The sequence below is a fragment of the Iodidimonas sp. MBR-22 genome, from assembly GCF_029946565.1.
Classification (GTDB): Bacteria; Pseudomonadota; Alphaproteobacteria; order Sphingomonadales; family Rhodothalassiaceae; genus Iodidimonas; species Iodidimonas nitroreducens.
The window spans coordinates 1-26,637 of record NZ_JARKVQ010000010.1 but is presented as its reverse complement, the minus strand read 5'-3'; the positions used below and the strand labels follow the sequence as shown (position 1 = coordinate 26,637).

Sequence of the window (26,637 nt, the reverse complement as noted above, 5' to 3'; positions counted from 1 at the left end):
CAAGAAATCCGATGATGAACCAGAATAAAGTGCTCTTTTGGTCAGCCATGGCCGTTTTTTTTGTGCCTTTCGGGATGGCTTTGGCCGAAGAAGAGGCGAAATCTGAACCTGCATTTTTATTGGAGGCGGTTTACACCGGTGAAGTCTGGTCTTTGGCGCGTGGGGGGCTGAATAAGGGTGTCAGCTATTTGCATAATGTTGATCTGATGCTAACAGCGGATATGGAAAAAGCTGTGGGGTGGGACGGAGGAACATTATTTTTATACGGCCTTCACACCAATCAATCGAGTTTTAGCGATAAACGGGTCGGTGATTTTCAGGTCGTCTCGAATATCGATAGCGGCACCGTTTTTCGTCTTTTTGAAGCATGGTATGAACAAAGTCTGGCCGATGGAGCCATATCGCTCAAGGCCGGGCTTTATGATCTCAATACGGAATTTGATGTCACCGAAACTGGCGGCTTATTCATCAACAGCTCCCATGGGATTGGACCTGATTTTTCTCAGGCCGGAGAAAATGGCCCATCGATTTTTCCGTCCTCATCCTTGGCCTTTCGTTTGCAGGTTCAGCCTGCTGAAAATTGGCTGATCCGTGCTGCCGTGCTTGATGGGGTTCCCAATAATTCGGATCGGCCAAAACGTCAGGCCATCAGATTTGGTGCGGGCGAGGGCATCTTACTGGTGGGTGAGATCGAATATCGGCCTGATGATCGGACGCGGATGTTGGCGGGCCATTGGTTATTCACCGATGATTTTGAGGTCATCGAGACGGGTTTGATGGCCGATGGCGATAGCGGCAGCTATGGTTTGATCGAGCGCCAGCTTTATCGCGAGGCGGCCGATTCCGCGCAGGGGCTTTCGGCCTGGATACGCGCCGGGGCTGCGGATGGACGCTTTAATGATGCCTCGGGCTTTGTTGGGGCGGGTCTGGCTTATACCGGGCTTTTTGCCAAGCGTGATTTTGATCAGTTGGGGGCCGCCGTGGCCATAGCTTTGCCAGGCGATGGCTTTTCCAATATTTTGGCCGAAAAATCGGCGCGCGAGGTCAATATCGAACTGACATGGCGGGCGGAAATCATCCCCGGAATTGTGGTGCAACCCGATCTGCAACTCATCAGAAATCCGGGAATGATCGAAAGTCGGCGCGATGCCATAGCCCTTGGTTTGCGTCTTGAAATTGGCTGGGGCGGTGGCTTCTAAAAGGCTCTGGCCCTCGTTTTGGTGCTGTTTTCTCTGTCGTTTAGGCGCGGATATGTTAAGAAGCGATCCCATCACAGATTGCGGAAAGACGGACCATGCGCGAAATCAGGTCTTTTGGGGTGCTGTTGTCGGCCATGATCGCTGTTCTGGCTCTTTTTGCCACAGCACGGGCCGAACCCTGGATCGAGGCGGGCGATGCCCGGATGCGCGCCGATATTGAATTGTTGGCGGCCTATGGCCTCATTGATGGGCCGATCACCATGTGGCCTTTGCCCTGGGCACAGGTCACCCGCAGCCTCGCCTCCATGCCGGATCGCAGCTTTCCCTTTCATGTGGAAGCGGCCTTGGCCCGGGTGCGCGCGAAAGTGCCCACCACATCGGATTATCGCTCTTTGGGGATTGAAGCCCATGTGGGGGCCACCAGCCGCGAAAAGCTGGTGCGCGGCTTTGATGGCGGTGTGCGGGAAAATGCCGAGGCCAGTGTTTCTTTGGAAAAGCATTGGGGATCAAGCTATGCCAAGCTCAGCATTGGCGGACGCGACGGCCAACCGGGAAGCGATGTCAGCTTTGATAACAGCTATTTCGCTCAGGCCTTTGGCAATTGGGTGGCTTATGCCGGAACCCTGGATCAATGGTGGGGTGGCGGCTGGGATGGCGGGATGATTTTATCCAATAATGCCCGACCTTTCCCCCGCATCGGTATCCAGCGTCTCGATCCCAAACCCTTTGATACCAAATGGCTAAGCTGGCTGGGGAATTGGAATGTCAATTTCACGCTGGGCCAATTGGATAGTGGTGCCACCCGCACCGATTTTGATAATATCCTGCTCGCGCATGTCCGGGTCACTTTTCAGCCCTTCGATCGGTTGGATATCGGCTTTAATCGCGCCATCCAAACCTGCGGCAGCGGGCGGGATTGTGGCTTTTCAAATTGGGTGGATGCTCTGATTGGCTTTGGTGATCGCGATAATACCGGCACGCCTGATGAGCCGGGCAATCAGATCGCCGGGGCGGATATTCGCTATAGCGATGTGATCGGCGATTTCAGCTATGGGCTTTATGCCGAAACCATTGCCGAAGATGAAAACCAGCCCATCGTCGATAAATACAGCCTGCTTTTGGGGGCCACCCTTGGCGGCTATTGGGAAGGTCAGCAGCTTCAATGGCGGCTGCGGGTTGAAGCCAGCGACACCATCGCCGGGAATATTTTCGGGCTGGGGCGGGATGTGCGGCCCAATGTGACCTTCAGCAATTTCATCTTCACTGATGGCTTTGAATTTCTCAACCGTACCATTGGCCACACATTGAGTACCGATAGCCAATTATACACCTTTGAAACCAGCTTTGTGGATCGCCATGATCGCAGCTATTGGCTGCGCTATCGCCGGGCGAAGATCAATGCATTCGATGGCCCCCGCAATGAGGTGAGCGCCAATCGCGAGCTGATCAATCTGTTTGAAATAGGGGCCGAGGGCGGTTTTGGCCGGGGTTTTGGGCGGCTGGAAATGCGGATCATGGATGATCGCGCCAATACCCCCGGACGCAATGATTTCGATGCCCAGATCGAAGCCAGCCTGAACTGGCGTTTTTAGCGCCGAGTTTGAACGGACGCACCCTTAATCAAGGCGCATCAGCCGGGCAGGGATGGTGAGGCTGATGCGCGTGCCTTCATTGGGCTTGGATTTTATATCAAGGCTGATGGATTGCAGATCGCATAAGGCCTTGGATAAGGTAAGCCCGAGCCCGGAGCCGGATTGATCCACCGATTTTTTCGACGGGATCTGGCCAAAGGGCCGCAGGGCATCGGCCAGATGATCCGGGCTCATGCCGATGCCATTATCCTTCACACAAAGCGCATAAGCACCATCGCTGCGTTCTTCGCAATAAACGAAAACCGAACCGCCCGGCAAAGTGAATTTGATGGCATTACCGATCAGATTGAGCAAAATCTGGCGCAGGCGCGCGCGATCAGCATAAAGGGATAAAGGCACATCCGGGGGCATGATGCTTAAAACGATGCCTTTGTCGCGGGCCAATTGGATGGTGATGCTGTTGCATTCTTCAAAAAGGCCATGGATGGCAACCCAATCGGGGGTGATGGGCATTTCCCCGGCTTCGATCCTTGAAAGATCGAGAATATCATTGATCACCACCAGAAGATGTTCGCCGCTATGGTGAATATCATCGATATAGCCGGCATAGCGCGCCGGCTTGATTTCGCCGAAAAGCCCGCGTCTGATGATTTCTGAAAAGCCGACGATGGCATTCAGGGGCGTGCGGATTTCATGGCTGAAATTGGCCAGAAAACGGGATTTCAGTTCATTGGCGGTTTCCGCGATCATGCGGGCTTGTCGCAATTCCGCTTCATAATGCATGCGCCCGGATATATCGCGAAGATGAACGATCCGCAGGGATTTTTCATCCTGCTCCATCCAGCCGGTGCTGATTTCTCCGGTGATGGCATGGCCATCGGCGGGGAGCAGGCCAATCACCATCCGGCTTTCGGGATCACCGTCTGTTGCTTCAAGCCTCATCGGTTCCAGATCATGGAGCGCCTCGCGCGATGGATCGAGGAAATCTTCAAAAGAACGGTTCTGAAGGGCGCTGAGCGGACTTTTTAAAATGTCCGAGGCTTTGGGATTGGCATCGAGAATTTTACCGTTGGCATCATCAAGGATCAAAATACCATCGCTGGCATTTTCAAATAATCGACGAAAGCGCTGTGCCGATTGCTGCAGGGCCCGCCGGGCCAGGGCCTTTTCGGTTAATCTTCGGTCGCGTACATAAAGGATCATCAAACCGGCGGTGAAAGTCAGCAGCGGCAATGGGATGAGATCGGCCATTTTCATCCCGCTTTGCTGCCAGCCGCCTTTGGGGATCGCCGCTAATTGCCATAATCCGGCGGGCAAATGCACCTGGGTCTGAACCGGTGCTTGATCAAGGATGTCGGGGTTCCCGTAAAAAAGCGCATTGCTCATATCCTCGCCCAAGGCATGGATCGCCACATCAAGGGGCTGATCGGCGCGATCAAGCCCCGCCTGTGCATAGAGTATTTGATGATCAATGACCGATGATAAAAACCGCCCTTCCTGTGGCAAGGCACCGGGGATGGGCATGCGGATGATGAACCGCTCCCCCCCGCCCTGAACCAGTGTGACCGGGCCGGTCAGCACCGGGGCGGAGGCTTTCAAGGCATTTTCTATGCTGCTCAATTGTTTGGGGATATTGCGATAATCCATCCCCAAAGTGATTTCATTGCCTGCCAGTGGATAAACCGAGATGATCTGCATATCTTTGGCGGCGGAAAGATGGGTGATGGCGGTGGTTCCGCTCAAAAGAGCATCCACAAAGCGCCCATAGCTTTCGGACGTGATATCGGGATGGGTAGACAGCTCGACAGCCAGAGCTTTCGACAGGGCCATATCGCGGAGCAGCGCCCCTTCCAATCGGGCAGAGATCGCGCTCAGGCGATTGAGGCTCGTGATGCGTTCCTGCTGATGGCGGCTTTTGGCGGCTTCGCGTTCCAATTGCCAACTGAACGCGAAAACGATCCCAACACATAAAAGGATCAGGAGCAAGGGCGCCAGCAAACGGGAGACGCGATTGTGGTTTGTCTCGATCTGGTTCACGAAGGGCTTTCATCCCGGTCATTCAAGCTCAGCACTGGATCCGCACGATTTTGTGATCATACGCAACTTTGATGAGCATTTCCTTAAGATTCTTAAGGGAATGGATGACCGGGAGGATGCTGTCTCCTTTATTTGTCCAGCTTTTGCCGCCATTGATCAAGGGGCGGGCGGGCACTGGCGACCCCCAGCTTTTGTTCAAGAGCCGCCCCCATGGTGAGAAGCTTCCGTTCTTCAAACAGCGGCCCCCAAAGGGTGATATTATGGGGCACCGAGACGATTTCGGGATTATCAGGCTTTGGCTGGCCAAAGGCCGTGCGCGTGGGCATATCGGTAAAGCCAGCCCGCAGGGTGAGGCAGGGATGGCCGGTATAATTGGTGATGATCAACAGCCCGCCGGCGAAATTGGGGCTTAAAATCACATCCAGATCGGCAAAGCGTTCGGCCATCATGGCCATCACCCGCCGCCGGAACCGATCCACCTGAATAAGATCGACCGCCGAGAAGAAATGCGCCCGCCGCCAGCTATTGGGCCAGGCTTCATCGGCCTGCCAAACCAGTTCATCATCGCGGTTGCTTAAGGTCAGTTCCTGAAAAGCTGCGGCGGCTTCGGCTTCAAGCTGGGGCAGCAGGGTTTGATAGGGCCAATCGGGCAGGGCGATTTCAACCATCTCTACCGGCAGGCTGCGGGCCACATCCAGCACTTTGCGGTCGATATCATGGCCATTTTGAAACCAGGCCGGATCATAGCCCACCCGAAAGCCATCCACCTTGGCGGAAGCATCCCATTGAAAACCATGATCGAGGGCCGAAGGATCCCCCTGATCGGGGCCATTGATGGCTTCAAGCACAAGCGCCGTATCGGCAGCAGTGCGACAGATCGGGCCAAGCTTATCAAGGGACCAGCACAAGGCCATGGCACCGGTGCGCGGCACCCGGCCAAAGGTGGGGCGCAGGCCGGTGGTGCCGCAGCGCGCCGATGGGCTGACGATGGAGCCCAAAGTTTCGGTGCCGATGGAAAAGCCGCATAAACCCGCCGCCGTGGCCGAAGCCGATCCCGCCGATGAGCCCGACGATCCTTCACGCGGGTTCCACGGATTGCGGGTGACCCCGCCAAACCAGATATCGCCATAAGCAATGGCGCCATTGGTGGTTTTTCCCAGCAGAACCGCCCCGGCATTTTCCAGCATTTTAACAATGGTGGCATCGTTTTTGGCCACACGGTCGGCAAAGGGGGTGGCCCCCCATGTGGTGGGAATATTTTTGGTATCAATGATATCCTTCAGGCCATAAGGGATGCCGTGCAAAGGCCCCCGTCTTTGGCCATCGGCCAGCAACTGATCGGCGCGGGTGGCCTGTTCCAGGGCCAGATCATCGGTTACAGTCACGAAATTTTCCAGCATCGGGCGATAGCGGGCGATCCGTTCCAGATAGATTTCAGTGAGTTCGCGCGATGTGATCTCGCCGCTTTCGATCCAGCGTGACAACAGCGTCACCGGGGCATAGGCCACATCCTCGGCACTGCCCGGGGCTGCGGCATTGCGGGCGATGGCATGGGTCACACCGCCCGATTGGGGGGCAAATTGGCTGCCGGGAAGGCGCGGATCAAAAACCAGAGCCGGGGCATCGGCATTATCGAAAGCCACCCCGCGCAAGGCCCGGATGCCTTCGAGCTGATCATCAAGGGTGGCCAGAATCTGGGCGCGTTCATCATCATCGAAGGCCAGATCGAGCATTTTTTCGCATTGGGCCACCACACCCTGATCAAGGGGCGGGGTGTTTTTGCCAGCGCCAGGGATGGTTTCCTGCGCCATCACGGCGCTTGCCCCAACACTGGCACCGGCAAGGCCGATGGCCGCTCCCCCCAGCAAAAGCGTGCGGCGGCTATGGGATATGCTGTCTTCCGGCTGTGCTTTGCCGGTCTGTTTTTTAATGGGTGTGTCTTTATTGGCCATGTCGCTCCCCCCTTGATTGCTTTCCACGTCAGTCTTTGGCCGACTTTAAGACGCCATGGGGGCCGTGCCAAGGATTTGCTTTTTAGGCGGCCAAGGGGCCGATATTGCTGCGGGGCTGGCAAGACATACCCATCAGCAGCATATTGATGCGCGATTGATCAGGAGACAGGGGCAGGGCCAGAGTTTCATGGATAAAAATATCGGTCTGATCCATATGGCACTGGATCGGCCCAAACAAAACCGGAGCGCGTTCATCCAGAACCGGATGGCAGTAGCTTTCCAGCAGATGCAATAGGGGGTCTTGATGATGGGCGATCATCTGGCCGGTCAGATCCCGATCAAAACAATTCACAAGGCGTGTGCCCATCAATCGGATGCGGAGATTTTTTCGCCCCGCAGCCACATCCACCAACAACAGATGGCCCAAAATATCGCAGATATCCTTGGGGTTGATATCTTTGCGGGCCGGCGCAAAACGGCCCCCGCGCACGCTGTTCCAATAATCGAACAGCCTTTGCAATTCGGGGCTGCGAATATGCTGAGCCGTGCTTACAGTGCGCCGATTGGAAAGCATGTTGATACTTGTCCTTTCGCACCCCGCAGGTCTGAACGCATTCTCGCTTCTACTGATATTCATGTATATATGGTGTTCTTTATTTGGATTTCCACAAACAAAGGCCATGTGCAGTTTGATTAAAAGGTTAATAAAGAATTAACTGCACTTGAAACCATAGATATAGAAGCATGAAAATATGTCTTGTTTTTGTTCACTCTGGGGCACAGGCGCATAAAATGCCAAACCCGACAGACTGCTAGAGCGATTTCGAGCGGAGTGGAATCACGACGCGGCAAGGTTTTCGCGGTAAAACAGATATTTAGAGCATTTGATCCGATCCACTTTGATCGGAAAATGCTCTAGGGTCCTGACCCTAGGCTGAGGACCCATTCAGCAGGCGTGCGGCCCGGGGGGCAAAATAGCTGATGATGCCATCAGCTCCGGCGCGGCGGAAGGCGAGCAGGGCTTCGAGCATGGCGGCATCAAGATCAAGGGCCCCGGCTCTGGCTGCGGCTTGGAGCATGGCATATTCCCCCGAGACCTGATAGGCGAAGATCGGGATATTGAAGGATTGCCGCACCCGGCTGATGATATCAAGATAGGGCATCCCCGGCTTGATGATCACGCTATCGGCCCCTTCGGCGATATCGAGCGCCACCTCGCGCAAGGCTTCATCGCTATTGGCCGGATCCATCTGATAGGTTTTCTTGTCGCCTTTCAATAAGCCGCCCGAACCGACAGCATCGCGAAAGGGCCCATAATAGGCCGAGGCGTATTTTGCGCCATAGGCCATGATCTGCACCGATTGATGGCCAGCCTGATCAAGGGCTGCGCGAATGGCCTTCACCCTGCCATCCATCATATCGGATGGGGCGATGATATCGCAGCCCGCGTTCGCCTGCACCACGGCCTGCCGGATCAGAACATCGATGGTGGCATCATTCATGACCGTGCCATGGCGATCCACCAATCCATCCTGACCATGGCTGGTATAGGGATCAAGGGCCACATCCGCCATGATGCCGATCTCTGGCACGGCTTTCTTGATGCTGCGAATGGCTTGGCACACCAGATTTTTGGGATTGAGCGCCTCACCGCCATCATCGCTGCGCAATGCGGTGGGGGTATTGGGGAACAGGGCAATCACCGGGATTCCCAGATCGGCGGCCATTCTGGCCTGATCGGCGATGCTGGCCAAACAAAAGCGGCTGACATCGGGCATGCTTTCAATCGGCTGATCGGCATCGCCTGCGGTGATGAAAACCGGCCAGATCAGATCATTTGGGCCGAGCCGTGTTTCGGCCACTAGTCGCCGCGACCATTGGGTGGCGCGGGTGCGGCGCAGGCGGGTGGCGGGGAAATGACCGGAAAATGCAGCCATGCTGTTTGATCCTTTGCATCAAGATCGGGCGATAGGGGATTTCTTCGCTTCAAGTGATAGCCCAGTCATGTCATCCTTGGAAAGCACCCTTGGGCGGAAATGGCCCAAGGATAAAAAACCGGAATTATTGGGGACTGATCATGACCGTTAACCACACCCATTTCATCAATGGCAAACATCGTGCAGGCACATCGGGTGCCTTTCATGATGTGTTTAATCCATCCACCGGCGAGGTGCAGGGCAAAACACCGCTGGCTGATAGCGCTGAAGTCGATGACGCCGTGAAGGCCGCTGTTGATGCCTTTCCAAATTGGTCGCGCACATCGGTGGTGCGGCGGGCCCGCATCCTGTTCAAATTTCTGGAACTGGCCACCGCCGATAAAGACAATCTGGCGCGGCTTTTATCCTCAGAACATGGCAAGGTTTTTGAAGATGCGCGCGGCGATGTGCAGCGCGGGCTGGAGGTGATCGAATTTGCCTGCGGTATTCCCCATTTCATGAAGGGGGAATATTCCAATGCGGTGTCGGATGGGATCGATGTCTATTCCATGCGCAAGCCGCTGGGTGCCGTGGCCTGTATCACGCCTTTCAATTTCCCCGCCATGATCCCCATGTGGATGTTCGGCATGGCCATTGCGTGCGGCAATACGGTGGTTTTGAAGCCATCGGAAAAAGATCCCTCAGTGCCTTTGCGTTTGGCAGAACTGATGCTGGAAGCCGGGGCGCCTCCGGGGGTTTTGAATGTTCTGCATGGCGATAAGGGGGCGGTGGATGGCCTGCTCGATCATGCCGGGATCAAGGCGGTGAGCTTTGTGGGCAGCACCCCCATTGCCCAATATGTTTATGCGCGCGGGGCTGCGGCGGGGAAACGGGTGCAGGCCATGGGCGGCGCCAAAAACCATATGATCGTGATGCCTGATGCCGATATCGATCTGGTGGTGGATAGCCTCATCGGATCGGCCTATGGCTCGGCGGGTGAACGCTGCATGGCCAATCCGGTGGCCGTGGCGGTGGGCGATCAGGTGGCTGATGCGATCATCGAACGGTTGATCCCCCGCATTGGCGAATTGAAGATCGGTCCATCCCTTGATCCCGAGATGGAAATGGGGCCATTGGTCACGGCCGAACATCATGCCAAGGTGAAAAGCTATATCGATATGGGGGTGCGCGAAGGGGCGAAATTGCTGGTTGATGGCCGCGAATATCGCTGCGGCATCCAAGGCTATGAAAAGGGCTTTTTCATGGGGGCCAGCCTGTTCGATCAGGTGACACCGACCATGCAAAGCTATCGGGATGAAATTTTCGGCCCGGTTTTGCAGATCATGCGCAGCCCCAATTTTGAAGATGCCATGTCCTTGCCTACACAGCATCCTTACGGAAACGGAACATCTATTTTCACCCGTGATGGGGATGCCGCGCGGGATTATGCTGATCGTGTGGAGGTGGGCATGGTGGGCATCAATGTGCCGATCCCGGTGCCGGTGGCCTTTCACACGTTCGGGGGATGGAAACAATCGTCATTTGGCGATACCAATCAGCATGGCACGGCCGGGGTGCATTTCTATACCAAGATCAAAACCGTTACCAGCCGCTGGCCAAAAGGGGTGCGTGCCGGTGCCGATTTCTTTATCCCGACCCTGAATGATTGATCCTATCCGATGATCCCACAGTCCTCGCCCTAGACTTTAGGGCCAGGACTGTGGCACAGGGTTGGGGCACAGGGTTGGAGCACAGGACTGTGTCCCCCCGTTTAACGATGATTTCAGGTACAAGGCCCCATGAAAGATCAAATTCAGCCTGCTTTGCCCATCAGTTTTTCCGATATCGAGGCGGCGGCCCGTGTCATCAAGGATGCCGTTCTGAATACACCTGCGGCCCGTTCCGAAACACTTTCGGCGCTGACCGGGGCGGAGATCGTTCTCAAATTCGAGATTTTCCAGTTTACCGCCTCTTTCAAGGAACGCGGGGCGCTCAATCGTCTCTCGGCCCTAACCGATGAAGAACGCAAGCGCGGCGTGGTGGCGATGTCGGCGGGCAATCATGCGCAGGGTGTAGCCTATCATGCCAACAGGCTGAATATTCCGACCACCATCTTCATGCCCGAAGGCACCCCCTTTACCAAGGTGCGCAATACCGAAAGGCTGGGGGCGACCGTTGTTTTGAGCGGCGAAACCTTGAGCGAATCGTCTGATGCTGCCCGCATATTCGAGGCCGAAAAAGGGGCCGTGTTCATTCATCCTTTCGATGATCCTTTGGTGATGGCGGGGCAGGGCACTTTGGCGCTTGAATTTCTGGCAAGCTTTCCTGATCTCGATGTTCTGGTGGTGCCGATTGGTGGCGGGGGCCTGATATCGGGCATTGCCGTGGCCGCCCGCCATATCAATCCCAAAATCAAAATCATCGGCGTGCAAACCGAAGCCTATCCGGCGATGAAAGCGGCTTTGGAAGGGCGTGAAATCAGGCCCACCAAGGTGACGATTGCCGAAGGGATCGCGGTGAAAATGCCGGGGCTTTTGACCCGCGAAGTGGTGCGGGCTTTGGTGGATGATATTCTTATCGTCAAGGAATCGATGATCGAAGATGCCATTGATGCCCTGATGGAGATCGAAAAAGTGGTGGTTGAAGGGGCAGGGGCTGCGGGATTGGCGGCGGTTTTGCAATTCCCCGATCTGTTTCGCGGCAAAAAGGTGGGGCTGCCTTTATGCGGGGGGAATATCGATCCGCGCACCCTTTCTTTTTGCGTGATGCGCGGCATGGTGCGGGATGGGCGCATTTCCCGGTTGAAGGTCACGACCCTTGATCTGCCCGGTGCCTTGGCACGGGTAACGGCCATCGTTGGCCGCATCGGGGCAAATATCGTGGAAGTGTATCACCAAAGGCAATTTGCCACGGCGCCGGTCAAATATACCGAAATCGAACTGGTAGTGGAAACCAAGGATCGCCTGCATGGGGAGCGTTTGATCAAGGCTTTGGAAGAGGTTGGCCTCGAGGTGACCGATACATCCGGTGCCATGGCCATGCGTGGCTGAGGCTGCTCGCGATCCTGCTCGATCATATTAAAGGCCGCCATGTAATATCGGCAACCACCGGCAGATGATCGGATGCTTTGGCCGTGGTCGGCGTGCGCCAGACTTCGGCCGAATGAAAGGCCAATTTGGGCGAAAGATAGATGCGATCAAGGGGCACGCGCGGGGCCCGGCTGTGGAATGTGGGCAGCGCGGTATAGTGCGGCAAAAGCTGGGATAGGGGGCGAAACATCGCCCCTGCCGGTTTCCAGCTATTGAAATCACCCATCATGATGATGTTCTGATCGCCATGGTCGTGGATTTCCGCGATCAAGCGCTTTAATTGGCGCGCCCGATCCCATGGGGTGAGCCCCAGATGCACATTGATGATGATCAGTGGCTCTGCGCCAAAGCGGGTTTGTGCAATCACACATCCGCGCGGAATATGCAGGGGCCAGGATAGATCGAGGGTGCGATAGGCATGTGCCGGCTCGCGCATCAGGATGGCATTGCCATAATGGGCGCGGGCATGGGATTTGGTTGGCCCTTCGATGATATGATAGCCGGTCATCTCGCGGATGAAGGCGAATTGATCGAAATTCCGTCGGCCTCGATGATGCCAGCCCAATTCCTGCAGGGCAACGATATCGGCATCGATTTCGCGCAGGGCATCTACGATGCGTTCCGGCGCAAAATGACGATCCGTGCCGATGCAGCTATGCACATTATAGCTGGCGATCCGAAATTGGCTCACGCTGATCATCCTTTGTTGCAAAACAATCTGATCATAAGGGGCGTTCAAAGGCTATAACGTCGCTTTAAAAAAGAAGGGCGGGAATGATCCCCGCCCTGTTTCCTGGCTGTGATGAAAGATCTCTCGTGCTTATTCGGCAGGGGAACCGGCAGCGCCACTCAAGCCCCCGTCTGCTCCGGCTGCCTTGCGATCGCGTTCGGCCTGCTGTTTTTGCAGGCGGGCCGCCTCATAGCCCGGCGAGCGGGTATATTTCGCCAGCATATCATAAAACACCGGGACCATGAACAAGGTGAGGATGGTTGACAAAGCCACACCGGAAAAGATTACGACGCCAATGGTCAGGCGGCTGGCCGATCCCGGGCCGGTGGCAATGATCAGGGGAACCGAGCCCATCACCGTGGAAATACTGGTCATCAAAATGGGCCGCAGGCGGATCATCGAGGCTTCAATGATCGCTTCGCGCACCTCTTTGCCTTCATCACGCATCTGATTGGCAAATTCAACGATCAGAATACCGTTTTTGGCCGCCAGACCGATCAGCATCACAAGCCCGATCTGGCTATAGATATTGAGGGTGGACCCCGCCAGATACAGCCCCAAAAGCCCGCCTGCCGCAGCCAATGGCACGGTGAGCATGATCACAAAGGGATGGATGAAGCTTTCAAACTGAGCAGCGAGGATCAGGAAAACCACCAGAAAGGCCATGGCAAATGTGAAGAAAACAGCGCTGCCCGCCTCCTTCAATTCGCGGCTTTCGCCCTTATAATCGATGGAGGAAACATCGGGCATATTGGTCCGCACGACATCTTCAAGGTCGCTCAAGGCCTGATCAAGAGAATAGCCATCCGCCAATTGCGCGGTGAGGGTCAGGGCCCGCACACGGTTATAGCGATTGAGGGTGGCGCTGGCCGCCTGCTCGCCGATCTGGATCACCGAAGAAAGGGGGATCAATTCGCCGGACGTATCCGACCGCACATAGATATTGGTCAGATCCGAGGGCTGCCTGCGGTTGGCATCATCGGCCCGCAGGATCACATCATATTCCTCGCCGCGTTCGATGAAGGTGGTGATCCGGCGACCCCCCAGCATGGTTTCAAGGGTGCGCCCCACGGCGGCCACGGAAACCCCCAGATCGGCTGCACGATTGCGATCAATCGACACGCGCAATTGTGGTTGCGTTTCACGATAATCGGTATCCACCCCGATCAAAGGCAGCTTGGCGGCTTCTTCTTCAAGAATGGTGCGATATTGCGCCAGATCTTCATAGGTATCGCCGCCAACAACGAAATTGACCGGGTCACGGCCACCGGAAGCGGAAATGCCCTGACGCATATTGATGAACACGCTCACCCCGGTCATGCTGGCAAGCCTGCCGCGTAGCTCATTGATAATCTCATCAGCCGAACGCTTGCGATTGGCCCAAGGTTCAAGAACAACGACGGAAAAGCCGGTATTATCGCCATCGGCGCGGACGATAATGACCCGGACTTCCTTGGTTTCATTGACCAGATACATCGCCCGGTCTTCAACTTCTTTCATTTGTTCGCGCATATATTCAAAGCCGGCACCTTCCGGCCCGCGAACGACGATGAAAAATGCGCCCCGGTCTTCGCGGGGGGCTAATTCAGTGGGAATCGCCCGCATCAGGCCAAAAATCGAGGCGCTGACCGACAGGAACATCAACAGGATGATGAATTTATGGGCAAAACAATAATCCAGAGCGCGGGCATAAGCGCTGCGGCCTTTTTGAAAGCCATCGTCAATCCTGGCCGTGGCCCAGTTTTTCGAGCCGGTGCGGCGCAAAAGCCGCGAGCACATCATGGGGGTCAGGGTGAGGGCCACAAGACTTGAGAAGGCAACCGTGGTGGCCAGGGTGATGCCCAATTCAGAAAACAGCCGCCCCACATTGCCTTCCAGAAAGGCAATCGGCACAAACACGCCGATCAGCACCAATGTGGTGGCAATCACCGCAAAGCCCACCTGGCGGGCCCCATTATAGGCGGCAAGCAGGCGCGGTTCGCCGTCTTCGATGCGGCGATAGATATTTTCCAGAACCACAATGGCATCATCAACCACAAGGCCGATAGCCAGAACCAGCGCCAAAAGCGTCAGCAGATTGAGGCTGACCCCTAAAATGCTCATCACCGTAAAGGCCGAAACAATGCACACGGGCACCGTAACCGCAGGCACCAGAACCGTGCGCATGGACCCTAAAAAGGCGTAGAGCACCAAAACCACCAGAACCATGGCAATGCCAAGGGTGAAATAGACTTCATTGATGGCTTCGGCGATGAAGATCGATCCATCGAAGCTTTCATCAAGGCTCATGCCTTCGGGCAGGGTTTCGCTGATGCGGTTGGCTTCGGCGCGCACGGCTTCGGCCACTTCCAGCGTATTGGCGGTGGATTGGCGAATGATGCCCAGGCCCACGCGGGGCAGGCCATTACCGCGATAAAAGCGCTGATCATCTTCGGGGGCGCGCTCCACCCGGGCGATTTCACCCAAGCGGATGAGATGGCCATCATCGCCCACACCCAAAACGAGATTGGCGAAATCGGCGGCGGTTTGATAGCCCCGTTCCACCCGCACGGTGAGGTTCCGCTCCGTGGATTCGATGCGCCCCGCAGGCAATTCCACATTTTCAGACAGAAGCTTTTGTTCAACATCAACAGTCGTGAGATTGCGTGCCGCCATGGCTGCGGGATCGAGATAAATCCGCATCGCAGGGCTTTGATCGCCGCCCACCCGAACATTGGCCACACCGGTTGCCACCGAAAGCCGATCAACGATATTGCGCTCGGCATAATCGGTGAGCTGCATCACATCCATCACCGGGCTGGAAAGCGAATACCACATGATGGCATCGGTATCGCTATCCACCTTCGAGATTTCAGGTGGGTCGGCCTCATCAGGCAGATTATCAAGAATCCGGCTGACCCGATCCCGCACATCATTGGCGGCCGCATCGATATCGCGATCAAGGGTGAATTCGATGGTCACCCGTGATCGGCCATCGCGGCTTGAGGAACTGATGGATTTGATGCCCTCGATCCCGGCAATCCGATCTTCGATGATCTTGGTGATCCGGGTTTCCACCACCGCCGCCGAGGCCCCGTTATAATCGGTATCAATGCTGACAATGGGCGGATCGATATCGGGCAGTTCCCGCACCGGTAATTGGGTGAAGCTGATGATCCCGAAAGCCACGAGCAAAAGGCTGATGACAGCAGCAAAAACGGGCCGTTTGACGGACATGTCAGAGAGCAGCATGGTTGATGTTCCTCAGGCCTGTGGGCGACTTGCGGGCGAGGCAGTTTCGTTGATTTTCACGGGCATTCCCGGCCGCAGCCGCATTGTGCCCGAAACCACCACTTTCTCACCGGCTTTGACCCCGGACAAAACTTCGACCACACCGGGCCGCCGCAGGCCGATTTTGATCTCGCGGCGTTCGGCGATATTGTCCGTGTTGATCACATAAACAAACTGATCCTGCCCAAAGGGCACCACCGCCCCTTCGGGCACGGCCAGAGTTTCGCGCTCGCGGCTGATGACATCGATGGTCATCATCATGCCGGGGCGCAGGCGTTTGTCTTCATTGGGGATTTCAGCCCGAACAGTGACCGCGCGGGTGACCGGATCCACGCGGGAATTAACGGTGATCACCTTGCCCGCGAAATCTTCATCGGGGAAAGCGGCGGCCTGGGCCACCACGGTCTGCCCGGCTTTCAGGGTCGCCAAAAAGCGCTCGGGAACGGCGAAATCCAGCTTGATCGGGGTCACATCATCCAATGTGGTGATGGGGGTGCCCGAAGTCAGATAGGTGCCGGGGCTGACCTGACGCAGGCCCAAAATGCCATCAAAGGGCGCGCGCACGATCCGATCAGCAATGCGGGATTTGGCAGCATCCACCTGGGCTTCGGCAGTTTCAACGATCCTCACCCGTTCATCGAGAACCGCCCGCGAAGCATTGCCGCGTTCCACCAGATCGCGCGTGCGATCCAATTGCTGGCGGGCTTCATTGAGGGTGGATTGCGACACTGCCAAAAGGGCTTCTTGCTCAGAACGATTAAGGGTGACAAGAATATCGCCCGCCTCGACGAGATCCCCATCATTGAAATTGACGCTTTCCACGGTATCGGCCACCCGGGCATTGATCACCACGGATTCATTGGCCTGGGTGGTGCCGATGGCTTCGATGCGATCAGCAAAGGGATGGGTGGATACCGTTGCCACCCCCACCGCCACAGTGCGATCCCCAAAGCCCCGCCCATTGGCAGGGGTTTGTTCATAAAACATCAAAAAAGCCCCGCCCCCCAGAATGGCGAGCGAGATCAGTGTCAGAAACACGGAAGCGAAACGTGTCATAAGTCAGCCCAATGCAGTTGATCAGTTTACGAAAACACTTACGCAGCCGACGATGAAAACGACCAAAAATAGTTTATGGTAATCATTTGGACCGGCATTCAGACCTGATACGCGATCCAGCCGCCGATCCTGCGGTGCAGGTGATGATTATTTTTCAGATGAAACTATTTAACATTGTTTTGCCCCCTGTGCCAAGCGGCAGGGTGCGCCGGAGAGGGCTTTCAACGAGACGTGATTGCCGCGATGATAAAGCCTGATGCGCCCTGCCTGTTATGCCTTGAAGGGGAAAACCATGCTTGACCCATCAACACCGATCCTGATCGGCTGTGCCCAACACACTGTGCGTGATGCTGCGCCCGATGCCTTGCTCTCGCCGCAGGATCTGCTGGCCCATGTGGCGCAAAAAGCTCTCGTCGATGCAGGCGGTGGGGCTTTGGATGGTCAACTTGCGCAAACAATCGCGCACAAGATCGATAGCCTTGCGGTGATCCGCAGCTTTGCCGATTCCGCGCCGCAATTTGCTTCGCCCCATGGCGGCTGTTCGCATTATCCGCTGGCCATTGCCCGGCGGATCGGGGCGCATCCCACACGCTGTTTTTATCCCCATCTGGGGGGCAACAGCCCGCAGATGATGGTGAGCCTGCTGGCGGAAGACATCCGCGCCGGACGGTCGCGCATGGCGCTTCTGGTGGGGGGCGAGGCGATCCGCTCTGCCAGCCTTGCCACAAAAGCCGGGCAGCGCCTTGATTGGTCGGAAGATCATGATGGCCCGCTGATCACCCCCGGCGATCCCCGCCCCGGGATCTCGGTTCATGAATTGCGCCATGGTCTGGGCAATCCATCCGATTGTTATCCTTTGTTTGAAACGGCGTTGGCCCATCATTATCAGCGGCCCATGTCGCGCCATCGTGCCCATATTGCGGATCTTTTTTCGCGGATGAGCGCGGTGGCGGCGGCCAATCCTCATGCCGCTACCCCTATCCATCATCGCCCCGAAACCATCATGGAGGCGAGCGACGATAATCGCATGATCGCCTGGCCCTATACTAAATTCATGAATGCCAATCTGTTCGTCGATCAGGCTGCCGCCCTTGTGCTCACCTCGGTCCATGAAGCCCGGGCCTGCGGGGTGCCCCCCGATCAATGGGTGTTTCTTGCCGGGGCTGCCGATCTTGATGATGCCTGGTTGATGAGCGAACGCCCCTCATTTCATCGCTCTGAGGCGATCCCTCGCGCGGCCCACGCCGCCATGGATCAGGCCGGGATTGGGGGGAATGATCTCGATTTCATCGATCTTTACAGTTGCTTTCCGGTGGCGGTTGAAATCGCCGCCGATGCCCTGGGGGTGGCCCATGATGATCCCCGTGGCTTAAGCATCACCGGCGGATTGCCCTATTTCGGCGGGGCGGGCAATGCCTATTCGCTGTTTGCCATTGCCGAAATGGTGGCCCGCCTGCGGGGCCGGGATCGGGGCTTTGGGCTGGTTACCGCCAATGGCTGGTATCTGACCAAACACAGCATGGGGGTTTATAGCGCAGCACCCCCCAAAACCCTTTGGCAAAAGCGTGATCGCCCCGATCTTCAGGCCGAAATTGATGCCATTGCGGCACCCCCCCTTATCATCGAACCCCAAGGCCGGGGCCGGATCGAGGCGACGACCGTCCGCTTTTCCCGCAAAGGGCCCGAACAGGGGATTTTATTTGGCCGCCTGCCATCGGGGGGGCGCTTTCTGGCCAATATGGCCGGGGATGATCAGGCGGCCCTTGATGCCCTGATGGGGGAGGATGCCATTGGATTGGAGATCGATGTGCGCATGGATGAAAAAGGCCGTGGGCTGGCCCATTTGATCTGATGGTTTTTGTCGGGGGCTTTAGCGTGCGCGAAAGACCGCGAGGAATTCATCGATGGCGGAAAGGGCCGCAGGTTCATCGAGCAGGGGGGCATGGCCGCGATCCGGGATGGTGACGCCCCGGCAATTTTGCTGGCTGCGGCACATTTTGTCCATCACCTCGGGCGCCAGAATATCGGAATGGCTGCCGCGAAGGATCAGAATGGGAATGCCATCCAGCCCCTGCCATAAAGGCCATAAATCCGGCGGCACGGCCTCGCCGCTTTGCATGGCATTGGCAATCGCAGGGTCATAATCGGGGATGATCCCAGTATCCGTTTCAACACACAGATTGCGGGTGAAGCGATCCCAGGCCGCCTCATCAAGGCCGGGCAGGGCATCGCCATTGATCGCCTGCATCTTTGCCCGGGCTTCATCCCAGTTTTTGGCCGGGGTGCTGGCCCCCACATAGCCGCGAATGCGATCGAGCCCCTTTGGGTCGATTTCCGGGCCGATATCATTGATGATGATGGCCTTGATGCGATCTTTGATCTGCGCCCCCATGATCATGCTCATCAGCCCCCCCATCGAGGTGCCGATCAGGATCACCTCATCAAGGCCCGCATCATCAAGCAGCATCAGGGTATCTTCAACATAGCGGCCGGGGTGATAATTTTGCGGATCGGGATCGCGGTCGGATTGCCCACGGCCCCGCACATCCATGGCCAGAACCCGGAAATCAGCGCGCAGGTGGTTGGCCAGATCGCTGAAATCAAGGGAATTTCGGGTGAGACCATGCAGGCATAAAATCGCCGGTTTGCCGATGTTTTCGGGCTGATCGCGATAGGCGATCCTTAAGCCTTGAGCATTTTTGAACTGGCGAAGCGGCCACATGGTCTCATCCCTTTTTTTTGGTTAAAATTTCATGCGGACTGTACCCGTGAAGGTCCGGGGATTGCCGAAAAAGGCGGTCAGGGTCCCTTCCAATCCCAATTCCGGCGCCAAAGTTTCATCGTTGACGAAATCAAAGCCCGAAACAATATATTCCTTGTCGGTCAGGTTCTTACCATGCACGCCCACTTGCCAGCGATCATCATCTGATGTCCAGACAATGCTCATATCAAACAGCACATAGCCTTCCTGATCAAGTTGATTGCTGGAAACCTCGAATTGATTGGTGGTGGAACGATAAGAGGCAACAGGCAGGAATGACAAAGTGCCCGACGCGCCGAAAAGCTTGAGCGGGCGACTGTAATCGAGGCGCACATTGGCGGTCCATTCCGGGGTATTTTGGAATGTGGCCTGATCGGCAATATCCTGGCCGAAAGCATTGATGAATTCCTGAAATTCAGCATCAATATAGCCGACCGCCGCCGTGGCATTGAGATGATCGCCGCTGGCCAGCAGATTTTCGGCCAGAATGGCATCAAATTCAAGCTCGATCCCCCGGATGCGGGCTTCACCGGCATTGGATGTGATGCCCACAAAGCTTTCGGCGATCCCATCATTATCGGCATCAACCCCCACCGAGCCGGGAATCTGGATATCGTCATAGGTGCTCCAGAAGGCGGCGATAGAGCTGCTCAGGCGTCCATTCAGCATGGTGCCTTTATGGCCGATTTCATAGGTGGTGATCTCTTCCGGTTTGAACATCAGGAATTCCTTGACATCATCCGGATCGTCAGCCCCGGCAATCCCATCGCCATCCAGATCGGGTGCCGCCGCCCCTGAACCCCGGGGATCGAAACCGCCGCCCTTAAAGCCTTGGGAAAAGCTGAAATACAGCATGTGGTCGTTGGTCGGTTTCCAATTCAGGCTGGCCCGGGGGGTGAAATCATGAAAGGTTTCGCTGCCGTTGAAATCGGTCGCCGTAGCAATGGGGGCGCGATCAGGCCCGCCCAGCAGGGGCGATGCCCCGCCCAGAAAAGTGGATCGGTTGATCCGTGCGGTGCGTTGATCACTGGTAAAGCGCCCACCCACGGAAAGCGCCAGATTTGTGGTGATATCATAGGTGAAATCGCCAAAGATCGACCAGGTTTCGGTATCCACATCGCCCAGGGTAAAGGCATTGAGCCCGGGCAGGCCCAGCAGATCGCCGGTGGTGCCCAAAATCACATCGAAAGCATTGAATGCGGTCGCATCCATATAGAAAAAGCCGAGAACGCCATTCAATCGCTGGCTGTTATAAAGCAGTTGCAGTTCCTCGCTGAACTGATCGTCGCGGGTGATCAGCGCCACATCGACATCTGCGGCGGGCAGGCTATCGAAATCTTCGGGCAGGCTGGATTTATTATCCCGATAAGCGGTGATGCTTTTCAGCATCAGGCGATCATTGATGGTATATTCGATCAGCCCGGAAACTCCGCGATTGACGACATTGGCTTCAGGATCATTCAGCCCGGCGCGGGTATCGAACACATTATCAAGCACGGGGGCACCCGATAACAGCCCCGGGGTCAGCCGCGCGCCTTGCCGGGGATCGGAATTATCATCGGTCCAATCGGCGGCCAGCCGGATATAAAGGTCGCTTGTCGGGGTCCATTCGGCGCTCAGGCGTCCGCCCAGAATATCCTTGCTGCCATTTTCAAGCCCTTCCAGATTGAGATTATCGCCAAAGCCATCGCGTTTGAAGCTGGCCACCGTGCCGCCCATCCGAAAGGTCTCGGTTACGGGCAGGGAAAAGGTGCCCACGAAATCGATCTGGCGAAAGGAGCCGCCCGATGCCCGCACACTGAATTCCGGCTCATCGGCGATCCTTTTGGTGACATATTTGATGGCCCCGCCAATCGTGTTGCGGCCATAAAGTGTGCCTTGCGGTCCGCGCAAAACTTCGACCCGTTCGATATCATAAAGATCGAGCACGGCCCCCTGAGGGCGATTGAGATAGACATCATCCACATAAAGCCCCACGCCCTGCTCGAAGCCCGCCACCGGATCCTGCTGCCCCACACCACGAATGAACGGGGTGAGGGTGGTATTGGTGCCGCGCGAAACTTCGATGGTGACATTGGGCACAAGCTGATTGAGGCCGGTGATATCGACGGTGCCGAGGCGGTCCAAAGCATCGCCGGTAAAGGCGCTGACCGCGATGGGCACATCGAGCAGGCTTTCAGCCCGGCGTCTGGCGGTGACGGAGATTTGTTCCAAAACGCGGGGCTGGGCCGATCGGTCATCGGGGCGTTGCAGCATATTGGCATCATTGCCTGCATTGGCCTGCGCATAAAGCCGGCGATGATCATCCTCGGCGGCACTGATGGTGATGGCCTTGATTGAAATGGTGGTTTCATCCACCCGCTCGAAGGTGAGCCCGGACTCGCCGAGCAGCGTTTTAAGGGCGACATCCTGTTCCAAACGCCCGGCGATTTCGTTTGAGCGCTGATCGCGGATCAGATCATCAGAGACCAGAACCGATACCCCTGCCTGCAGGCTGAAATCGATGAGGGCGCTATCAAGGGGCTGGGCCGGTATGTTGAATTGATGGGCTTCAGCCGCTATCGCGCTGGCCGGTGCCAGCAGGGGCAGCGCGGAAAGGCTGCCCAGGCTTCCAAGGCTTGTGAGCGCGGTGGACAAGAGAAGGGTGCGGAGCTTTGGTGCGTGCCATAGAACGTGGGCCATGATGATCTCCCAAATGGAACCTGCGCCGCTTTTTCATGCGGCTTGTGATCCCAAAGACGGTTCAGGCAGAAAACCCCTCAAGTTTTTTTTGGCTTTTCTTGTTCATAAAGCATCGTGGTGCCATTGGGCAGGGTGATCAGATCGATGGGCAGGGCGAGACCCAAGGCCTTCAGGATGGCCTCGCGGTCTTCGATGCGGATCACCGCGGTTACCCGCATGTCGCTCAAAGTGTCATCGCCAATCCGCACGGCATCCACCATATAACGATTGAGATCTTTCACCACCTGCGCCAAAGGGGTGCCGCGATAGATCAGGCGTCCCTCTCGCCATGCGGTGATGCTGGCCACATCGATCCGGCTTTTGGCGCTGACATCCGCACCCGAAACGCGCGCCCCTTCGCCGCCTTGTAATTGGGTGGGTGGGGTTGATGGGCGGCTTTGCGACGAGACCGCCACATGGCCATCCATCACCGCAATTTCGGTTGCCTCGTCCCGCAGATGAATATTGAAGCGGGTGCCCAGAACCCGCACGGTTCCCGCGCCTGCATTCACCACAAAGGGCCGGCCCGCATCCGGGCGCACATCAAACAGCGCCTCGCCCTCGATCAGCCGCACATGGCGATCTTTTTGGCTGAAATCGACGGCGATGCGGCTGCGGGTATTGAGATAAATCGTTGTGCCATCCTCGAGCAACAAAGTGCGCTGCTCGCCCGCCGCTGTTTGATAATGGGTGGCGCGCCAATCCTGGGGCCAGGAGATGACCCCGGTCTGGCCCAGACCAAAAACGGAAAAACCGATGAGGAACAAAACCATGGCCGCCGCAAGGGGGCGAAAACGAGAAGCCCGGTGCGGGCCGAATTGGGGTGCAGGGGCTTCAAGGCGCGCATCCTTGTGCTCATCATCCCGATCATTTTTTTGGCTTTCCGGGATGGCTTCCAAAGCATCCATGCTGGCCCACAGGGCTTGAATTTCCTCATAGGCCCGGCGGTGCGCCAGATTTTCATCCCGCCATTGCGCAAAGGCCTTTTGCTCAATTTCGCTTACATCTGAATCGCGCAAGCGGGCAAACCAGCGGGTTGCCTCATCCAGTGCCTTATTGCGCGTGTGTTTTATCATGGTTTTGATGCAGTCATCTTGATGCGGTTGAGCAATGTTTAAGGGGCTGCCTTCATAAGTCCATAGAAGATGACGAACCAGAAAGCTTCAGCCTCAATCGGGAAGGCTGATCAAAGTATTTTTTTGCGGCAGGCGGTCAGGGCTTCGATGATATATTTTTCAACACTGCTTTTGGACACATGCAATTCCAAAGCGATAGCGTCATAAGATAATCCATGAAAGCGGTGAAGAATAAAAGCCTGCCGACAACGGGGGGGAAGCGCATTGATCGCCTCGCTGATGGCATCGATCTGCTGCCTGGCGGCAAGTGTGCGTTCGGGATCATCACAAGATGGCCCGGCCAGATCATCAATCTCGCCGTCAAAAGATGGCTGCTCGGTCTGTCTTTTGCGCTTTCGGGTGCGCAGCCTATCAATCGCCAGATTGCGCGCACTTTTCCCGATGAAGGCGGCCAGATTGCTGATCGGCCCGGGATTTTGGATGCGCAAATAGCGAACATAGGCATCCTGCGCCGTATCCTGCGCATCCTGATGATGATTGAGCTTGCCAACCAAAGAACGCACGAGACGCGCATTTCCTGTTCTGACAAGGCGATCAAGCTCGGCATTGCGCTGCCTGCTCATGTCTGGCGCTGCCTTATGTTATATATCCCCAAAGATGTGTGGATTAGATCGCGCCAATCTGCACATTGCAAGGGAATTATATGGGGGATTTCGCCGGAACCGGATTGGGCTGCCTCATGATCCCGCCTTTGCAAAGGGTGCGGCATCAGGTCCGCTGTTGGGGATGCACGCGCCCTTGCGCTACGAAGGGGGTGGGATTAGCTTGCAGGCATGAAAAGCATTACAACACATAGCGGTCAAGCGGGGAGCGGCCTGCGCAGTCGTTCGGCTCAGGAGCGCGCTTTGGGGCGCTGGCTTTTATGGGTTGCGGCGCTGGTCTTCCTCATGGTGGTGGTAGGGGGGATCACAAGGCTGACGGAATCCGGGCTTTCGATGGTCGATTGGCGGCCGGTTACGGGGATTTTACCGCCCCTCAACGAACAGGAATGGCAGGCGGCTTTCGATCAATATAAAGCCTCGCCGGAATATCGGATCAATAATCGCGGGATGAGCCTTGCGCAGTTCAAGGGCATTTTCTGGTGGGAATATGGCCATCGCTTATTGGGGCGGCTGATCGGTTTGGCCTATGCACTGCCTTTGGCCATTTTCTGGCTTAGGGGCCGTGTTCCCGGCGCTTATAAGGGGCGCTTGCTCTTTCTTTTGCTTTTGGGTGGGGCGCAGGGGTTTCTCGGCTGGTTCATGGTCAAATCGGGCCTGGTCGATCATCCTGAAGTCAGCCATTATCGGCTGACCGCGCATCTCACCTTGGCTTTTGTGATCTTCTCCGCCCTTTTATGGACAGCGCTCGATCTGTTGTCGCGGGGTCGGCCTTATCGCGATGGGCATTTGCGCACTCTGGCGAAATGGCTGCTCGCCCTTGTCTTTTTGCAGATCATTATGGGTGGCCTGGTGGCGGGATTGAAGGCGGGCTATATTTTCAATAGCTGGCCCTTGATGGATGGTCGATTCGTTCCCGCTCAATTGGTGGATATGGCCCCCTTTTGGGTCAATCTGTTCGATAACAGCGCCACCGTGCAATTTGATCATCGCATGGGGGCTTATGCCCTGTTTATCTTTGGGATCATCCTGCTCGTGAAAACCTGGCGGCGGCGGGTGCCTGTGCGCCTGAAAATGCTGGCGGGGCTTATCTTTGTGGCTTTATGCGGGCAGATCGCGCTGGGGATTTTCACCTTGCTTCATCATGTGCCGGTAGCTTTGGGGGCCGCCCATCAGGGGGGGGCGCTGGTGGTTCTGGCTTTGGCTTTGGGCTATCTGCACGGCGTGCGGAAAAGCGATGGGCCTTAATTGCGGTATAATAATACCACAATTATAAACTGCTGCCAAATAAAGCGTTTTTTTCTTGACCTTCTTTGATTGCCGCTATAGATGGCGCAGGGAATGAGGTGTTCCTTGATCAAATGTCCATGAATTTTATCATGGGGTTTTGGGGCATTTCTTTTTAATTTCAATCCAAGCACAAAGGATCACCGGATATGAAAACCTATTCGGCCAAGCCGAGTGAGGTTGAGAAAAAATGGCTGATCATCGATGCGGAAGGGGTCGTCCTCGGCCGTCTTGCATCTTTGGTTGCCATGCGCCTCCGCGGTAAGCACAAGCCACTTTATACCCCGCATATTGATTGTGGTGACAATGTCATCATCATCAATGCCGATAAGATCAAGCTGACCGGCAATAAGCGCGATCAGAAGATTTATTATCGCCATACCGGCCATCCCGGCGGGATCAAGCAGGCTACCGCCCGCCAGATTCTGGAGGGGCGCTTTCCCGAGCGGGTCGTTGAAAAAGCTGTTGAACGCATGATTCCGCGCGGTCCGCTGGGTCGTCAGCAGATGCGTAATCTCAAAGTCTATGCCGGCACCGATCATCCTCATCAGGCCCAACAGCCTGAAGTGATCGATCTCGCCAGCATGAATCCCAAGAACGCGAGGTAACGGGCATGGCCACTGAAAAACAAAGCCTTCAGGATCTCAAGGAAATGACCCGGGCCGCTGTCACTGATGATGTGTCGGCTTCAGATGTTGTTGTTGAACGCAAGCAGGAAATCGATGCGCAGGGCCGGGCCTATGCCACCGGTCGGCGCAAGGATTCGGTTGCCCGCGTATGGGTGAAGCCGGGTTCGGGCAAGATCACGGTGAATGGCCGCGATCAGGAACAATATTTTGCCCGCCCCACTTTGCGTCTTGTGGTCAATCAGCCCTTCGATGTTTCGGGCCGGAAAAACCAGTTCGATGTGGTGGCAACGGTTAAAGGCGGTGGTCTTTCGGGGCAGGCCGGTGCGGTGAAGCATGGCATTGCCCAGGCTTTGCAGCGCTATGAGCCGGAATTGCGCGGTGCCTTGAAGGCCGCCGGTTTCCTGACCCGGGATGCGCGCATGGTGGAACGCAAGAAATACGGTCGGGCCAAGGCACGCCGCAGCTTCCAGTTCTCCAAGCGCTGATTTTACGTCTATCGCAAAAAAATGGGCCGTCCCTTATGGGGGCGGCCTTTTTTTGTCACCTCGGCTCCCTTTTTCGTCAAGCCGGGCTATTTTTCTTTCGTCACCCCGGGTCAAGCCCACTGCTGTCCGGTTTAAATTCACTGCCATTGCAGCACCATTTGGTTCGTGTTTTCCGGTG

At 56.3% G+C, this 26,637-nt stretch carries 19 protein-coding genes; 8 read left to right on the top strand and 11 right to left on the bottom strand.

The annotated features are described in order from the left end of the window. The first annotated feature begins 14 nt into the window (after nt 1-14). Together QK300_RS08915 and QK300_RS08910 are read left to right on the top strand one after the other, a co-directional pair. Nucleotides 15-1,199 carry a carbohydrate porin gene (locus QK300_RS08915; RefSeq protein WP_281320837.1) on the top strand — a complete coding sequence of 395 codons (1,185 nt, stop codon included), beginning with the start codon at nt 15-17 and terminating at the stop codon, nt 1,197-1,199. Between the two features lie 95 nt (nt 1,200-1,294). Beyond that, complete coding sequence (locus QK300_RS08910) at nt 1,295-2,791, top strand: capsule assembly Wzi family protein (protein ID WP_281301407.1); 1,497 nt, start codon at nt 1,295-1,297, stop codon at nt 2,789-2,791. Nucleotides 2,792-2,815: 24 nt separating this feature from the next. Here the strand turns inward: QK300_RS08910 and QK300_RS08905 are convergent, their stop codons facing one another. The 4 genes from QK300_RS08905 to hemB all read right to left on the bottom strand — a co-directional run bounded on the left by QK300_RS08905 (nt 2,816) and on the right by hemB (nt 8,717). After that, nucleotides 2,816-4,828, bottom strand: a complete 2,013-nt coding sequence (locus tag QK300_RS08905) for an ATP-binding protein (RefSeq protein ID WP_281301408.1) — start codon at nt 4,826-4,828, stop codon at nt 2,816-2,818. Between the two features lie 128 nt (nt 4,829-4,956). Beyond that, nucleotides 4,957-6,780, bottom strand: coding sequence for an amidase (locus QK300_RS08900; RefSeq protein WP_281301409.1), 1,824 nt, complete (start codon nt 6,778-6,780; stop codon nt 4,957-4,959). An 82-nt stretch (nt 6,781-6,862) separates the two neighbouring features. After that, complete coding sequence (locus QK300_RS08895; protein ID WP_281301410.1) at nt 6,863-7,354, bottom strand: PAS domain-containing protein; 492 nt, start codon at nt 7,352-7,354, stop codon at nt 6,863-6,865. A gap of 355 nt (nt 7,355-7,709) precedes the next feature. Next, on the bottom strand, nt 7,710-8,717 hold the full coding sequence (gene hemB / locus QK300_RS08890) for a porphobilinogen synthase (protein WP_281301411.1): 1,008 nt from the start codon (nt 8,715-8,717) through the stop codon (nt 7,710-7,712). A gap of 140 nt (nt 8,718-8,857) precedes the next feature. Between hemB and QK300_RS08885 the strand changes: the two genes are divergently transcribed. Together QK300_RS08885 and QK300_RS08880 are read left to right on the top strand one after the other, a co-directional pair. Continuing rightward, nucleotides 8,858-10,366 carry a CoA-acylating methylmalonate-semialdehyde dehydrogenase gene (locus QK300_RS08885; RefSeq protein WP_281301412.1) on the top strand — a complete coding sequence of 503 codons (1,509 nt, stop codon included), beginning with the start codon at nt 8,858-8,860 and terminating at the stop codon, nt 10,364-10,366. Between the two features lie 129 nt (nt 10,367-10,495). After that, nucleotides 10,496-11,746 carry a threonine ammonia-lyase gene (locus QK300_RS08880; RefSeq protein WP_281301413.1) on the top strand — a complete coding sequence of 417 codons (1,251 nt, stop codon included), beginning with the start codon at nt 10,496-10,498 and terminating at the stop codon, nt 11,744-11,746. 22 nt (nt 11,747-11,768) lie between these two features. Here the strand turns inward: QK300_RS08880 and QK300_RS08875 are convergent, their stop codons facing one another. The 3 genes from QK300_RS08875 to QK300_RS08865 form a co-directional block, all read right to left on the bottom strand. Continuing rightward, nucleotides 11,769-12,476 carry an endonuclease/exonuclease/phosphatase family protein gene (locus QK300_RS08875; RefSeq protein ID WP_281301414.1) on the bottom strand — a complete coding sequence of 236 codons (708 nt, stop codon included), beginning with the start codon at nt 12,474-12,476 and terminating at the stop codon, nt 11,769-11,771. 129 nt (nt 12,477-12,605) lie between these two features. After that, nucleotides 12,606-15,746 (bottom strand): efflux RND transporter permease subunit, encoded by a 3,141-nt coding sequence (locus QK300_RS08870; RefSeq protein WP_281301415.1) that lies wholly within the window; start codon nt 15,744-15,746, stop codon nt 12,606-12,608. Nucleotides 15,747-15,758: 12 nt separating this feature from the next. After that, a complete protein-coding gene (locus QK300_RS08865; RefSeq protein ID WP_281301416.1) occupies nt 15,759-16,841 on the bottom strand; it encodes an efflux RND transporter periplasmic adaptor subunit in 1,083 nt (360 codons plus the stop codon). Nucleotides 16,842-17,133: 292 nt separating this feature from the next. On the opposite strand from QK300_RS08865, the gene QK300_RS08860 reads away from it, so the two are divergent. After that, entirely contained in the window at nt 17,134-18,693 is a 1,560-nt protein-coding gene (locus QK300_RS08860; RefSeq protein WP_281301417.1) for an acetyl-CoA acetyltransferase, read from the top strand. A gap of 18 nt (nt 18,694-18,711) precedes the next feature. Here QK300_RS08860 and QK300_RS08855 read toward each other — a convergent pair whose 3' ends face one another. The 4 genes from QK300_RS08855 to QK300_RS08840 form a co-directional block, all read right to left on the bottom strand. Further along, nucleotides 18,712-19,563 carry an alpha/beta hydrolase gene (locus tag QK300_RS08855; protein WP_281301418.1) on the bottom strand — a complete coding sequence of 284 codons (852 nt, stop codon included), beginning with the start codon at nt 19,561-19,563 and terminating at the stop codon, nt 18,712-18,714. 21 nt (nt 19,564-19,584) lie between these two features. Next, on the bottom strand, nt 19,585-22,284 hold the full coding sequence (locus QK300_RS08850; RefSeq protein WP_281301419.1) for a TonB-dependent receptor: 2,700 nt from the start codon (nt 22,282-22,284) through the stop codon (nt 19,585-19,587). A 77-nt stretch (nt 22,285-22,361) separates the two neighbouring features. Further along, nucleotides 22,362-23,399, bottom strand: coding sequence for a FecR family protein (locus tag QK300_RS08845; protein ID WP_281301420.1), 1,038 nt, complete (start codon nt 23,397-23,399; stop codon nt 22,362-22,364). Nucleotides 23,400-23,509: 110 nt separating this feature from the next. Further along, nucleotides 23,510-24,022 (bottom strand): RNA polymerase sigma factor, encoded by a 513-nt coding sequence (locus tag QK300_RS08840; RefSeq protein ID WP_281301421.1) that lies wholly within the window; start codon nt 24,020-24,022, stop codon nt 23,510-23,512. A gap of 210 nt (nt 24,023-24,232) precedes the next feature. Here QK300_RS08840 and QK300_RS08835 point away from each other — a divergent pair, with 210 nt between their 5' ends. The 3 genes from QK300_RS08835 to rpsI all read left to right on the top strand — a co-directional run bounded on the left by QK300_RS08835 (nt 24,233) and on the right by rpsI (nt 26,459). Further along, nucleotides 24,233-25,306: a COX15/CtaA family protein gene (locus QK300_RS08835; RefSeq protein WP_281301422.1), complete on the top strand. Its 1,074-nt coding sequence runs from the start codon at nt 24,233-24,235 to the stop codon at nt 25,304-25,306. A 188-nt stretch (nt 25,307-25,494) separates the two neighbouring features. Next, nucleotides 25,495-25,953: a 50S ribosomal protein L13 gene (rplM, locus tag QK300_RS08830; protein ID WP_042083644.1), complete on the top strand. Its 459-nt coding sequence runs from the start codon at nt 25,495-25,497 to the stop codon at nt 25,951-25,953. Between the two features lie 5 nt (nt 25,954-25,958). Beyond that, nucleotides 25,959-26,459 carry a 30S ribosomal protein S9 gene (gene rpsI / locus QK300_RS08825; RefSeq protein WP_348651863.1) on the top strand — a complete coding sequence of 167 codons (501 nt, stop codon included), beginning with the start codon at nt 25,959-25,961 and terminating at the stop codon, nt 26,457-26,459. Nucleotides 26,460-26,637: the final 178 nt, after the last annotated feature.

Excerpts from the sequence above, each read along its gene's own strand:
- QK300_RS08915 (WP_281320837.1), top strand. The coding sequence starts at position 15 with ATGAACCAGAATAAAGTGCTCTTTTGGTCAGCCATGGCCGTTTTTTTT.
- QK300_RS08910 (WP_281301407.1), top strand. The coding sequence starts at position 1,295 with ATGCGCGAAATCAGGTCTTTTGGGGTGCTGTTGTCGGCCATGATCGCT.
- QK300_RS08900 (WP_281301409.1), bottom strand. The coding sequence starts at position 6,780 with ATGGCCAATAAAGACACACCCATTAAAAAACAGACCGGCAAAGCACAG.
- QK300_RS08895 (WP_281301410.1), bottom strand. The coding sequence starts at position 7,354 with ATGCTTTCCAATCGGCGCACTGTAAGCACGGCTCAGCATATTCGCAGC.
- hemB (WP_281301411.1), bottom strand. The coding sequence starts at position 8,717 with ATGGCTGCATTTTCCGGTCATTTCCCCGCCACCCGCCTGCGCCGCACC.
- QK300_RS08885 (WP_281301412.1), top strand. The coding sequence starts at position 8,858 with ATGACCGTTAACCACACCCATTTCATCAATGGCAAACATCGTGCAGGC.
- QK300_RS08880 (WP_281301413.1), top strand. The coding sequence starts at position 10,496 with ATGAAAGATCAAATTCAGCCTGCTTTGCCCATCAGTTTTTCCGATATC.
- QK300_RS08870 (WP_281301415.1), bottom strand. The coding sequence starts at position 15,746 with ATGCTGCTCTCTGACATGTCCGTCAAACGGCCCGTTTTTGCTGCTGTC.
- QK300_RS08865 (WP_281301416.1), bottom strand. The coding sequence starts at position 16,841 with ATGACACGTTTCGCTTCCGTGTTTCTGACACTGATCTCGCTCGCCATT.
- QK300_RS08860 (WP_281301417.1), top strand. The coding sequence starts at position 17,134 with ATGCTTGACCCATCAACACCGATCCTGATCGGCTGTGCCCAACACACT.
- QK300_RS08855 (WP_281301418.1), bottom strand. The coding sequence starts at position 19,563 with ATGTGGCCGCTTCGCCAGTTCAAAAATGCTCAAGGCTTAAGGATCGCC.
- QK300_RS08850 (WP_281301419.1), bottom strand. The coding sequence starts at position 22,284 with ATGGCCCACGTTCTATGGCACGCACCAAAGCTCCGCACCCTTCTCTTG.
- QK300_RS08845 (WP_281301420.1), bottom strand. The coding sequence starts at position 23,399 with ATGATAAAACACACGCGCAATAAGGCACTGGATGAGGCAACCCGCTGG.
- QK300_RS08840 (WP_281301421.1), bottom strand. The coding sequence starts at position 24,022 with ATGAGCAGGCAGCGCAATGCCGAGCTTGATCGCCTTGTCAGAACAGGA.
- QK300_RS08835 (WP_281301422.1), top strand. The coding sequence starts at position 24,233 with ATGAAAAGCATTACAACACATAGCGGTCAAGCGGGGAGCGGCCTGCGC.
- rplM (WP_042083644.1), top strand. The coding sequence starts at position 25,495 with ATGAAAACCTATTCGGCCAAGCCGAGTGAGGTTGAGAAAAAATGGCTG.
- rpsI (WP_348651863.1), top strand. The coding sequence starts at position 25,959 with ATGGCCACTGAAAAACAAAGCCTTCAGGATCTCAAGGAAATGACCCGG.